Below are 12,542 nucleotides of genomic sequence, written 5' to 3' on the forward strand. Positions count from 1 at the left end.
CAAAGCGCGCCTATCTAGTCAAGATATCCAGCCAACACACCAAATGTTGCGGTAACGCTGCGCCCGTGTAAAACTAGGGCAAAGTTATCCCCATTGGGGTGGGCAGTTATCCCAAGGCGGGGGGCAGTTATACCAACTTACCCCCATTCATTTGCAGATAGCTTGAACCGGGGTGTGGCGTGTAGAACCTCGGAACGGGCAGCGGGGACATGATGAACGAGATCAGCAGTATCGAGCAGGCAGCGGCGCATATTCAGAACGCCGAAACCATGCCGCATTCCATTGAGGCTGAACAGCAGCTTCTGGGTGCAATTTTGACGAATAACGACCTTTACGACCGGGTCGCTTCGATCATTGGGTCCGAGCATTTCTATGACCCGGTTCATGCCCGCATTTATGAGGTCGCCGCCGCACGCATTGCAAAGAACGCGCTGGCCTCGCCTGTGACGCTGAAATCCTTCATGGCCGAGGATGAGGGCCTGAAGGAATTGGGCGGGCCCGCTTATCTGGTCAAACTGGCCGGCGCGTCGATCAGTGCCTTTGCGGTACATGACTACGCCCAGATGATATATGACCTCGCCATCCGGCGCGAGTTGATCCGCTTGGGCCGCGACATCTCCGACAAGGCCGCGCGGGTCGATGTAGCCAGCGAACCGAAAGAACAAATCGTCGAGGCCGAACAACAGCTTTATCAGCTTTCCGAGCAGGGCCAGACCGAACAGGGGTTCCAGTCCTTCCTCAAGGCGGTCACAGAAGCCGTCAATGTCACCAACGAAGCTTACCAGCGCGGTGGCGGCATGGCTGGGATCTCGACCGGTCTGGTCGATCTCGACAAACAACTGGGTGGTCTTCACCCCTCGGACCTGATCATTCTCGCAGGTCGTCCGTCGATGGGGAAAACCTCGCTGGCGACCAACGTGGCCTTCAACGTGGCCAAAGCATACAAACGCGGTCTGAAACCGGATGGTTCCGAAGGCGCAATTGACGGCGGGGTCGTCGGCTTTTTCTCACTTGAGATGAGCGCTGAACAGCTGGCCGGGCGCGTTCTGGCCGAGGCGTCCGAAATCTCTAGCCACAAGATCCGTCAGGGCGACATGACCGAGGCCGAATTCCGCCGTTTCGTGGATGCGGCCAAAGAACTTGAAGCCTGCCCGCTTTTTATCGACGACACGCCCGCCCTTCCGATTTCTCAGCTTGCCGCACGCGCGCGACGGTTGAAACGCACACATGGGCTGGACCTGCTGGTGATCGACTATCTGCAACTGTGCCGCGGCATGTCCGACAACCGGGTTAACGAGATTGCCGAGATTTCAATGGGCATGAAAGCAATCGCCAAAGAACTGAACATTCCGGTGATTGCCCTGTCGCAGCTTTCCCGCCAGGTCGAAAACCGCGACGACAAACGTCCGCAGCTGTCTGACCTGCGTGAATCAGGCTCGATCGAACAGGACGCCGATGTCGTGATGTTCGTGTTCCGCGAAGAATACTACAAAGAACGTGAAAAACCCGGCGATCACGAGCTTGAGAAGATGGAAGAATGGAAGCAGGCCATGGAACGCCTGCACGGCAAGGCCGAGATTATCGTTGGCAAACAGCGCCACGGTCCAATCGGCACGGTCGAGCTGTCATTCGAGGCGCAATTCACCCGGTTTGGCAATCTGGTCAAGCCGTGGCAGCAGGGTGGTGAGATCGAAGGTTATTGATCGCGAAAGGACAGCCTTACTTGGGTTTTCCCGACTTTCCTTTGATTGTTGGCAAAGCAATAACGTTCTCTGAGCTTTTCGCGCGATTCAGGATCTGGTGCGCGAACCAAGAATGAGGTCCGCCCGCCTGTTTTCTGACAGATTGAACCCCGCACTCACCAAAGCGTCGGATTGTTCAACGCAGACACGCAGTGCGACGGGCCGCTAAGTGGCGCAAGCGCCTGACCATCCAGCGACTGCCCCAGCCAGCCATGCGGATGGCTCAGCTTTTGCGGCGGTTGTGCAGTGGCCTCAGAAATCTGCTCAAAACTTGTTTTTCGATAGTAAGCGGGATCACCATAGGTGAGTGCCACGTTCACGCCTGATGCCCGCAGGCAATCCAGACCATAGGCAATCAAAGCCTGTCCAATCCCGGCTTTTTGCCTGTCTGTTCGGACAGCCATAGGCGACAGGATAAATACCCGGCGCGCGTCCTGTGGAAACAGCAATCGGGAAAAGATGGCGCAGCCAAGCGGCACCTGATCGTGACGCGCGGTGCACACCATCAGATCCTGTGGTGGGGTGGTATCGATCACCTCTTGAACAAAAGCTTCGATAACCACCCCCTCGTCCGGGCCTTCCGACGCCGAAAATACTTCTGCGAAAAACCGGGCTGTTTCGAACGGGTCTGGCGTTTGATCGATATAAAAATCCATGATTTCCTCGGGATATGCCGCCGCACCGTTTTTTGCCGCGATGGGACGATCTTGTTCACAAGATCACTTTAACACCTATGTGAAGACAATCCCGAAAACGGCTTAACACAGCAGTAAGTCGCCAAAATGTCTGCTTTTTTGGGTGTTTTCCGCCGTACCTGTCGTTTGATGGGCGTAATCTGTCGCGGAAAAAGCCCTTTCCCTCTTGACCTTGGACGGCGCAATGTCATGAACAGTCCCATGAGTACTGCACGTTTAACGATCAATCTTCAGGCCCTCGCCAGAAACTGGCGGACACTCGACGCGAAAACCGGAGTCGAAACCGGTGCCGTGGTCAAGGCAGATGCCTATGGGCTGGGCGCAGGACCTGTCAGCGACACGTTGGCAGAAGAAGGTGTTCGCAAGTTTTTCGTGGCTGCTGCAGAAGAAGGCACAACCGTTCGCGAGGCCGTTGGCCCCGGCCCGATGATTTTCGTTTTTTCGGGACATATGGAAGGCGATGCCGATCTGCTACGCGGCAACAACCTGATACCGCTGATCAACTCGCCAGAACAGTTTCTACGCCATACAGAGACCCTGCCCGACCACCCGTTTGGTATCCAACTGGACAGTGGTATGAACCGGCTTGGTCTTGAACCTGCTGACTGGGCTGAGTTGCGTTCCAAGGCCGAAGCCTTGAACCCGGCACTCATCATGTCTCATCTGGCCTGCTCGGACGAGCCGGAACACCCGATGAACCAGCAACAACTGAAAACCTTCCGCGAGATGACTGATGGGGTCGCTGCGCCGCGCTCCCTGGCAGCGACGGGCGGGATGCTTTTGGGGCCTGAGTTTCATTTTGACTTCTGTCGCCCGGGTATTGGTCTTTATGGCGGAATGCCCTTTGCCGGTGCAAAGCCTGTCGTAACCGTTGACCTTCCTGTCATTCAGGTGCGCAAGTTGGCTGTCGGCGAGACCGTGGGTTATGGAAACACCTGGGTGGCGCGTCGGCCGTCCCGGATCGCCACCGTTGCTGCCGGCTATGCAGATGGCCTGCATCGCGCCATTGGCGGCGGCATCGACACATTTGCGGGCGACCAACCCTGCCCGGTTGTTGGACGTATCTCAATGGACCTGATCACCGTGGACGTCACGGACCTGCCGAAAGACCCGGAGCGCCTGCGCATTCTCAACGGTCATCAAACCGTTGATGATCTGGCCGAGGCTGCTGGTACAATTGGCTATGAAATCCTGACATCAATGGGCAATCGCTATTCGCGGGGCTACGTGGAATGAACCCAATCAGCGCGCTGGGGGGGCTGGGCCGCACCGTGCTGGGCCTGCTTGCGGCCTTTGGCCGGGTGGCCCTGTTTGCGCTTGATGCAGCGTCGCACATCCTGCGCCCACCCTTCTATCCGCGCGAATTCGGGATGGCCCTGCTGAATATCGGCTGGCTGTCCCTGCCCGTCGTCGGCCTGACCGCCATTTTCACCGGCGGCGCGCTGGCCTTACAAATCTATGCAGGCGGTGCACGGTTTAACGCCGAGGCGGTGGTGCCCCAAATCGTCGCCATCGGCATGGTGCGAGAACTTGGCCCGGTGCTGGTCGGCCTGATGATCGCCGCGCGCGTGACCTCGTCCATCGCGGCCGAGATCGCCACGATGAAAGTGACCGAACAAATCGACGCTCTGGTCACGCTGTCGACCCATCCGATGAAATACCTTACTGCTCCACGTGTGCTGGCCGCGCTGATCACCGTGCCTGCACTGGTCGCCGTAGGTGACGTTATCGGGATTGCGGGCGGGTACACTGTCGCTACGCAGAATCTGGGCTTCAACCCGGCGGCGTATCTGAAAAACACGGTCGATTTCCTTGAGATGCGCGACATTGTATCGTCTCTGGTCAAGGGCGCGGCCTTTGGCGTGATCGCGGCTATCATGGGCTGCTACTACGGCATGAACTCGGGCCGCGGCGCACAGGGTGTCGGTCGTGCAACCAAAGGGTCGGTCGAGGCCGCAGCCGTTTTGATCCTGGCCGCAAACTTTGTTCTCACAGGGGTGTTCTTCTCGCTATGATCCGGATGGAGAACGTAGAAAAAGCCTTTGGCGACAACCACGTATTGCGTGGAATGAGCCTAGAGATACCCAAAGGAACCTCGATGGTCATCATCGGGGGTTCCGGCACGGGGAAATCTGTTGCCCTGAAATGTATCCTGGGCCTGATCAAACCCGACAGCGGCATGATCTATGTCGACGGCAAAGACGCAACCAAAGGCGACCGTGACGCGTTTCTGGCGCGGTTTGGCATGCTGTTTCAGGGCGCGGCCCTGTTTGACTCGCTGACCGTCTGGCAGAATGTCGCCTTCCGCCTGCTGCGTGGATCCCTGAAACGTCCCACCGAGGAAGCGCGCGAGATCGCCATCGAAAAACTGCGCCGCGTAGGCCTGAAATCCGACGTGGCCGACCGCTTTCCGGCAGAGCTGTCAGGCGGGATGCAAAAACGTGTGGGCCTTGCCCGCGCCATCGCCGCCGAGCCTGAGATTATCTTTTTTGACGAACCCACCACCGGCCTCGACCCGATCATGTCCGGCGTCATCAACGACCTGATCCGCGAAATCGTGACCGAGATGGGCGCCACCGCGATGACCATCACCCACGACATGAGCTCAGTCCGCGCGATTGCCGACAACGTGGCCATGCTGCACGGAGGTGTGATCCAGTGGACCGGCCCTGTCAGCCAGATGGATGCCTCGGGTGATCCTTATGTGGAGCAGTTCATCAGCGGGAGCGCAGTGGGGCCGATTGAGGCGGTGCGGTGACCGGCGTCGTCTCAATCGCTGAATTGTCTTTACCTGTCAAAGAACTTGGCATCTATTATTGTGCTGGTGTTGGATTTGCTTCTTCCGGTGTCCTTCCCGGTCTCATGTCATCATCCGGCACACGCGAGAGGTACTCGGACGCGGTCGCTTCGTTCAGACGACAGAAATTTGGCTGGGGCGCCGAAGCTCGTCATGCCGAGGCGACAAAGGACGGTTCTCTACTAATAAGTGTTCTTACCTGGGCACTCCTGGCCGCCACGATTTTCTTGCTGTGGTATCTGATGAATAAGCTACAGAATCCCGTTGCGAATATAATCGTCGGAATCTCGTTTTTTGTGTTGGCTATCAAAACCAGACATAGCTTCCGAAAGCGCTGGACCGGCAGTATGCTTGAGTATGACTGCGGCAGCCTCGCGTTCACACTTCTTCTGTTTGTAATTGGCATGTAGATTTGCCCCTCCGCCTCGCCACCCTCTCCCTCCTGATCCTCTACCCCATCGCGTGGTTCGCCCCGCTGATGCGCGCAGGGTTCCTGCCGATCTTTGGCCTCAGCGAAATCAGCGTCATCACCGGCCTCCAGTCGCTTTGGAAATCCGACATCTTCCTTGCGCTGGTCGTCACCATCTTCGCCCTTTTCGCGCCCTACATCAAAACCATCGGCACCGCCCTGATCCAATGGAACCTGCTGGATGCCCGTGTGCAGCCCGCGCTCAACATCCTTGGCAAGCTGGCGATGGCGGATATCTTCCTGATCGCGCTTTACATCACGCTGGCCAAAGGCATCTCTTACGCCACTGTTGAAACCGCATGGGGTCTTTACCTGTTCACCGCCTGCATCCTTGCCTCCATCGCTTTGGGCATTCTCACCGAACGCCACTGGAAAACCATCGCCCGGACATAGGGCGCTGACGACGAGGAAAGCCCAGCAAGGGCTTGAAGAACCGCCCGTCCTCGGGCACCAAGACGTCATGGCAAAACCAACCTTCTCCTGCTCCGCCTGCGGCGCATCCCATTCCCGCTGGTCGGGCCGCTGCGACGGGTGCGGCGAGTGGAACTCGATCATCCAGGACGTACCTCTGTCGTCCGGCCCAGCCAAGAAATCGCTGGGCTCGAAACGCGGACGGTCGATGACGCTGACCGACCTGTCGACCGAGGAAACCCCGCCACCCCGCACACTCTGCGGAGTGGAAGAGCTGGACCGGGTTCTTGGCGGCGGGCTTGTTCCCGCATCTGCCCTGTTGGTGGGCGGCGACCCCGGCATCGGTAAATCCACCCTGCTGCTGCAAGCGGCTGCCCGATTTGCCCGTGCTGGCGTCAAGACGATCTATGTCTCGGGTGAAGAAGCCAGTGCGCAGGTTCGCATGCGGGCGCGCCGCCTTGGGCTGGAGAATGCGCCGGTGCAACTTGCTGCCGAAACCAACCTGCGCGACATTCTTACCACGCTTGAAGCCGAGAAACCCGGTCTGGCGATCATCGACTCGATCCAGACCATGTGGGCGGACAATGTCGACAGCGCGCCGGGGTCCGTGTCGCAAGTCCGGGCGGCTGCTCATGAATTGACCGCCTTTGCGAAACGGCATGGTGTGTCGATCATCATGGTCGGGCACGTCACCAAGGAAGGCCAGATCGCAGGGCCCCGTGTTGTCGAACACATGGTTGATACGGTGCTGTATTTCGAGGGCGAGCGCGGCCATCAGTTTCGTATTCTGCGGGCGGTCAAGAACCGCTTTGGTCCCGCCGACGAAATTGGCGTATTCGAGATGACAGGCAAAGGGCTGGCGCAGGTCACCAACCCCTCGGCCTTGTTCCTGTCGGAACGAGGTAAGCCCAGCCCTGGCTCTGCCGTCTTTGCCGGGATTGAGGGCACACGGCCCGTTTTGGTCGAATTGCAGGCCCTTGTCGCCCCGTCCCCCCATTCGCAACCACGCCGGACAGTGGTGGGCTGGGACAGCGGGCGGCTGGCGATGATCCTTGCCGTGCTCGAAGCGCGTTGCGGCATTCCCTTTGCCGGTCTCGACGTCTATCTGAACGTGGCCGGCGGGTTGAAAGTCAGTGAACCCGCCGCCGATCTGGCCGTTGCTGCTGCATTGCTGAGCGCACGCGAAGACACGGCCCTGCCCTCAGACACCGTCGTTTTCGGGGAAATCTCGCTATCCGGGGCACTTAGACCGGCTCCGCAGACAGAAAACAGGTTGAAAGAAGCACAAAAACTTGGTTTCACAGCGGCAATAGCTCCGGCAGGTGGCAAAACCGGTACTGTGGCAGGTCTGACACTCACCCGACCCTCAGATTTGGTGGGGTTTGTTGGCGAAACCTTCGGAGCAGGTTAAAGTCGCGCCTTGAGGGGCAGAAGAAGAACAGGCGAGGGCCATGGAAGGTTTTACAATAATCGACGGGGTGGTTGCCCTGATCATCGTGCTGTCAGGCTTGCTGGCCTACTCGCGTGGGTTCATGCGCGAAGTTCTGGCCATCGCGGGTTGGGTTGCGGCGGCCGTTCTGGCGTTCATCTTCGCCCCGCAGGCTGTACCTCTGGTCAAGGAAATCCCGGTCGTCGGAGATTTCCTGCGTGACAGTTGCGAACTGTCCGTGATCACCGGGTTTGCAGCGGTCTTTGCGGTGGCGCTGATCGTGGTCAGTATCTTCACACCGCTGTTTTCATCACTGGTCCAGCGCTCGGCCCTTGGCGGTCTGGATCAGGCTCTGGGGCTGTTCTTCGGCATCGCTCGTGGCATTCTTCTGGTTGCGATCGCATTCTTCGTTTACGACACCGTGATGACCGGCCAGTCTTACACAATTGTTGATGAAAGCCGGTCGGCCAAGGTGTTTGAACAGTTCAGCGGCCAGATTGAGGAACAAAACCCCGAGGCGGCTCTGGGGTGGGTTACGACTCAGTATGAACAGCTGGTCGCCAGTTGCACGGCAGGAAACGCTGAACCGGCAACAACTGCACCTTCCAACGGCTGATAGAGGCAGATCACCAATTCATGAAAGCCCGGCCCTGCCGGGCTTTTTTGTTGCAGATCAGACAAACCCCTCGCCACCGCACACGGTACAGCGGATTGTTTTCAAACCAAAGCACCCGTCACATCGACTGAAGATCGGTTTTCCAAAGATATCTCTGCTTTTGGCGATCTCACCCGCTCCGTTACAGATCTGGCACGATGCGCGCCCCAATCCCCTGCACCGATGGCACCGCTGCCTGATCCGTTCCTGGTTCTTGTGAGGAGGTTTATGTTGCCACATTCAGGTCCCCCCGAGGTGCTGAGATTTAGCAGTTATGTATGCAATCAAATGCATGACAGCACATATGTTTGCGCATGTCACCATCTTCGTTTTTCTACATCGACATGCGCAAACTTGGCCTGCGGCATTTGGCTATTGTGATCCTTTGATGACAGCCACGCCAATAGGCATTATGTGGGGGCCAACCCGCCACGGAATCGGAGCCACCGATCTTGTACTTTCTGTATGAATGCGCGCTGATCGCAGTGATGGTCGCCCTAACGGCGTCTTGTTCCTGTTTAGCGAACATTTCCGCGCTGAAGATGCAGAAAGTCCGGTGCCGAACTGCGGTCAATCCTCGAATGAAATCGTCATAGAAGTTGGAGCCCCTTGAATGTGTGGGATTTTAGGAATCGCAAGCCGGACACATGATGTCTTTGCTGAGATCTATGACGGGTTGCTGATGTTGCAGCACCGGGGTCAGGATGCCTCCGGGATCGTGACCTACAACGGCGAATTCTTCCGGGAAAAGAAAGCCAATGGTTTGGTCAAGGACGTGTTCAACGCCCAGGATGCTGAAACCCTTCTGGGTCATATCGGCATGGGTCATGTTCGTTATCCCACGGCCGGATCACTCAGCGCGGCCGAAGCGCAACCTTTCTTCGTGAACGCGCCCTACGGTATCTATCTTGTTCACAACGGCAACATCACCAACACAGCGGAACAGCGCGAGAAAGTGACCGGGAAATATAGTCGCCACCTGCGCACCACATCGGATTCGGAAATCCTGCTGAACGTGCTGGCCGACAAAGTGGCTGACGCCATCAAGGTGAACGGCAATTCGGATCCGATCCGAAACATCTTTGCCGGTGTGAAGATGACGATGGAGCGGGTTCAAGGTGCCTACTCGGTAATCTGTCTGGTGGCTGGTGTTGGCATGCTGGCGTTCCGCGACCCATATGGCATTCGGCCCCTGTCGGTCGCAAAGCGCAATGTCGACGGTCAGGGGGACGATTATGCCTTTGCTTCGGAAGACGTGGCCTTTGGCATCAACAGTTTTGAGAAGCTGCGCGATCTGCGCCCGGGCGAGGCCATCCTGATCGACCTGAAAGGCAACATGCACGAGTTTCAGGCGGTCGAAGGCAAGCTGACGCCCTGTATCTTCGAGTATGTGTATCTGGCACGTCCGGATTCACTGCTGGACGGAGTCTCGGTTTATAAAACCCAGATGCGCATGGGACAGACGCTGGCGAAACAAATTCAGGACTCGGGCCTGGAAATCGATCGGATCATTCCCGTACCCGACAGCGCCCGCCCCGTGGCACTGGAAGCGGCTAAAATCACCGGCATCCCCTATCGCGAGGGGTTGGTGAAGAACCGCTATGTCGGGCGTACCTTCATCATGCCGGGCCAGGCCGAGCGACAGAAATCCGTCCGCCGCAAGCTGAACGCCGTTCCGCTGGAATTCGAAGGCCACAGCGTTCTGTTGATCGACGATTCCATCGTGCGCGGCAACACCATCAAAAAGATCGTTCAGATGTGCCGCGATGCCGGGGCCAAGAAGGTTTATGTGGCCAGCGCCTCGCCGCCGGTCAAATACCCCAATGTCTATGGCATAGACATGCCGACCAAGGCCGAGCTGATCGCAAATGGCAAAGAGATCGAAGAGATCCGTGAAGAGCTGGGCGCCGATGCACTGTTCTATCAGCATCTGGAGGACCTGATCTGGGCGGCCCAGGAAGGCAACCCGGACATCCAGGGATTTGATTGTTCCTGCTTTGATGGCAATTACATTACAGGCAGCGTTAGCGCGGATTACCTGGACAGTCTGGAAAACAGCAGCCGTGTCAGCCAGAAACGCGCGGATATGCAGGTTCCGGGCGGGTCGTGGAATGCGGCTAAACTCGCCTCAGGCTGAATGACTCCGCCCACCGAGTGCACGTCCAGCTTCTGTTCAGACCGCGAATCAAACCGTTCGGCATGCAGATAGGACAACCCTGTTCAGGGTGGCTCGCATCTATACTGTTCCACCGATGAGTGGAAATCTGCCACAACCCGGCGGCGATTCTTGCACGATCACAGGGACTAACAAAAAGGTCGCTACGTCGTGAATCGTGGAGTATGTGAAGGTCTTTTGCTTACCTGATCGTTTTGGTATCGGGCGGCAACCACTCACTCGAAATAAGGGGTTCGGAACTCATGCCGGGCCACGGACCATGTCAAACACCAATGTCAAAAGCGCGGCCACACAGCAGGGCGCGTTAAACAAGAACTCTGTTTCTGTTCTGGGGGTGTTCGGGCCCAAAACCGAACTGCACGCCTTGGTACGCCTGTCATCGGGCCGCGTGAAAGAGGTTGAACCCGGAAGCCGCGTCGCCTCGGGTACGGTGATAGCAATCGACGAACAGGGCATCATGCTGCGACAAAGCGGCCAGACCAAGCGGATCGCCATTCCCGGAAGCTAATCGCGACTTGACGCCCCTCGCGCAGGGGTTCAAACCGCAGCCATGACCGATCAGACAAAAATCGCCCTTATCACCGGGGCCTCTCGCGGGTTGGGCGCTGCGCTGGCCGAAGCGCTGGCACCTGAATACCATATCGTCGCCGTCGCCCGGACCACCGGCGGGCTGGAAGAGTTGGACGACCGTATCAAGGCCAGGGGCGGGTCAGCCACCTTGGCCCCCATGGACATCACCGATCCAAACGCCATGGCGACCCTGTGTCGTGGCATCCATGACCGTTGGGGTAAGGTCGACCTGTGGATGCACACAGCCATCCACACATCAGCACTGACACCGGTGCATTTTGTTGACCCCAAGGAATGGGCCAAGGCGATCAACACAAATGCAAACGCGACCTCGGTTCTAATCCCCTATGTCTCACCCCTTCTGGGCGAGAGTGGCCATGCGGTGTTTTTTGACGATCCGAAAGCTGGCGAGAAGTTTTATGGCATCTACGGTGCCACCAAGGCCGCGCAGATGGCTCTGGCCCGCAGCTGGGCCGTCGAGACCGAACGCACCGGCCCGCGGGTTTCGGTTGTCGAGCCCGCGCCAATGCCCACGGCCGTCCGCGCACGGTTTCATCCCGGGGAAGACCGGAGCGTGTTGAACAGCACCAAGGATGAAGCCGCGCGGATTCTGGCGCTGCTTTAGGAAATGGCCCTGACGGGCCATGCCTCTGGCGGGGATATTTACAGCCAGGTGAAGCCGGGATCAGGTGATATGCACGCCGTTGCGCCCAGCCAGATCGACGAAGAATTGCCAGGCGACACGGCCAGAGCGCGACCCGCGCGTGGCTTGCCACTCAATTGCCTCGGCGCGCAAGATCTCTGCATCAACAGAAACGCCATAGGCGGCGCAATAGCGGTCGATCATCGCAAGATACTCGTCCTGATCACAGGGATGGAACCCAAGCCACAGGCCGAAGCGATCCGACAGCGAGACTTTTTCTTCGACCGCCTCGGAAGGATTGATGGCGCTGGAGCGTTCGTTTTCGATCATATCCCGCGGCATCAGGTGGCGACGGTTTGAAGTGGCATAGAAGACCACATTCTCTGGCCTGCCTTCAATACCACCATCCAGAACAGCCTTGAGAGATTTGTAGTGCTGGTCATCATGGCTGAACGACAGGTCATCGCAAAACAGTATGAACCTGTAGGGCGCTGCGCGCAGATGGTTCAGCAACCGCGCCACCGTTCCCATATCCTCGCGCTGCAATTCGACCAGTTTAAGGTCGGCATAATCAGCGCTCAGAGAGCCGTGCACGGCCTTTACAAGGCTGGACTTTCCCATCCCCCGCGCGCCCCAGAGCAGCGCGTTATTTGCCTTATACCCTGCTGCAAACCGGCGCGTATTGTCCATCAACGTGTCGCGAGAGCGGTTGATGCCGACCAGGAGATCCAGATCGACCCGGTTGACATGTGTAACAGGTTCCAGTCGATCCGGTTCGACATGCCACACAAATGCCGGAGCAACGGCAAAATCAGGCGCCGCCAAAGGAGCCGGTGCCATGCGTTCCAACGCCTCGGCGATACGGTTCAGGGCTTGGTCGTCCATGTGGGCCTCCGGTTTTGTCTTGAGGGGGTCAAAGCACGTTCCAATTGGCACAACAAGAGTTTCAAACAAA

Annotated in this window: 13 protein-coding genes; 11 read left to right on the top strand and 2 right to left on the bottom strand. The window is 57.9% G+C overall.

Translation table 11 applies throughout. The annotated features are described in order from the left end of the window. Positions 1–212 precede the first annotated feature (212 nt). Positions 213–1,703, top strand: a complete 1,491-nt coding sequence (locus ACR0BZ_RS05450) for a replicative DNA helicase (RefSeq protein ID WP_267366870.1) — start codon at positions 213–215, stop codon at positions 1,701–1,703. Between the two features lie 155 nt (positions 1,704–1,858). Here the strand turns inward: ACR0BZ_RS05450 and ACR0BZ_RS05455 are convergent, their stop codons facing one another. Next, positions 1,859–2,398, bottom strand: a complete 540-nt coding sequence (locus tag ACR0BZ_RS05455) for a GNAT family N-acetyltransferase (protein WP_480919657.1) — start codon at positions 2,396–2,398, stop codon at positions 1,859–1,861. Between the two features lie 240 nt (positions 2,399–2,638). On the opposite strand from ACR0BZ_RS05455, the gene alr reads away from it, so the two are divergent. The 10 genes from alr to ACR0BZ_RS05505 all read left to right on the top strand — a co-directional run bounded on the left by alr (position 2,639) and on the right by ACR0BZ_RS05505 (position 11,569). Then, complete coding sequence (gene alr / locus ACR0BZ_RS05460) at positions 2,639–3,673, top strand: alanine racemase (RefSeq protein ID WP_480919658.1); 1,035 nt, start codon at positions 2,639–2,641, stop codon at positions 3,671–3,673. Beyond that, entirely contained in the window at positions 3,670–4,452 is a 783-nt protein-coding gene (locus ACR0BZ_RS05465; RefSeq protein ID WP_480480639.1) for an MlaE family ABC transporter permease, read from the top strand. Before alr ends, ACR0BZ_RS05465 begins: the two co-directional genes overlap by 4 nt. Further along, positions 4,449–5,195, top strand: a complete 747-nt coding sequence (locus ACR0BZ_RS05470; protein WP_480919659.1) for an ABC transporter ATP-binding protein — start codon at positions 4,449–4,451, stop codon at positions 5,193–5,195. Before ACR0BZ_RS05465 ends, ACR0BZ_RS05470 begins: the two co-directional genes overlap by 4 nt. Then, positions 5,192–5,644 carry a hypothetical protein gene (locus tag ACR0BZ_RS05475; protein ID WP_480919660.1) on the top strand — a complete coding sequence of 151 codons (453 nt, stop codon included), beginning with the start codon at positions 5,192–5,194 and terminating at the stop codon, positions 5,642–5,644. The genes ACR0BZ_RS05470 and ACR0BZ_RS05475 overlap by 4 nt, the downstream gene beginning before the upstream one ends. Positions 5,645–5,646: 2 nt before the next feature. Next, the gene (locus tag ACR0BZ_RS05480; protein WP_480919661.1) at positions 5,647–6,096 is read left to right on the top strand and encodes a paraquat-inducible protein A; all 450 of its coding nucleotides are present in this window, start codon (positions 5,647–5,649) and stop codon (positions 6,094–6,096) included. A gap of 67 nt (positions 6,097–6,163) precedes the next feature. Next, the gene (gene radA / locus ACR0BZ_RS05485) at positions 6,164–7,525 is read left to right on the top strand and encodes a DNA repair protein RadA (protein ID WP_480919662.1); all 1,362 of its coding nucleotides are present in this window, start codon (positions 6,164–6,166) and stop codon (positions 7,523–7,525) included. 40 nt (positions 7,526–7,565) lie between these two features. Further along, positions 7,566–8,159 (top strand): CvpA family protein, encoded by a 594-nt coding sequence (locus ACR0BZ_RS05490; protein ID WP_267364181.1) that lies wholly within the window; start codon positions 7,566–7,568, stop codon positions 8,157–8,159. Positions 8,160–8,811: 652 nt separating this feature from the next. After that, positions 8,812–10,335, top strand: coding sequence for an amidophosphoribosyltransferase (purF, locus tag ACR0BZ_RS05495; protein WP_480493046.1), 1,524 nt, complete (start codon positions 8,812–8,814; stop codon positions 10,333–10,335). 298 nt (positions 10,336–10,633) lie between these two features. Beyond that, entirely contained in the window at positions 10,634–10,882 is a 249-nt protein-coding gene (locus tag ACR0BZ_RS05500; RefSeq protein ID WP_209503732.1) for a hypothetical protein, read from the top strand. A gap of 42 nt (positions 10,883–10,924) precedes the next feature. After that, the gene (locus tag ACR0BZ_RS05505) at positions 10,925–11,569 is read left to right on the top strand and encodes an SDR family NAD(P)-dependent oxidoreductase (protein ID WP_480558017.1); all 645 of its coding nucleotides are present in this window, start codon (positions 10,925–10,927) and stop codon (positions 11,567–11,569) included. Between the two features lie 60 nt (positions 11,570–11,629). On the opposite strand, the gene ACR0BZ_RS05510 is transcribed toward ACR0BZ_RS05505, so the two are convergent. Beyond that, positions 11,630–12,472 (bottom strand): ATP-binding protein, encoded by an 843-nt coding sequence (locus tag ACR0BZ_RS05510; protein ID WP_480919663.1) that lies wholly within the window; start codon positions 12,470–12,472, stop codon positions 11,630–11,632. Between the last annotated feature and the right edge of the window lie 70 nt (positions 12,473–12,542).

It is taken from the genome of Ruegeria sp. P8, from assembly GCF_056534665.1.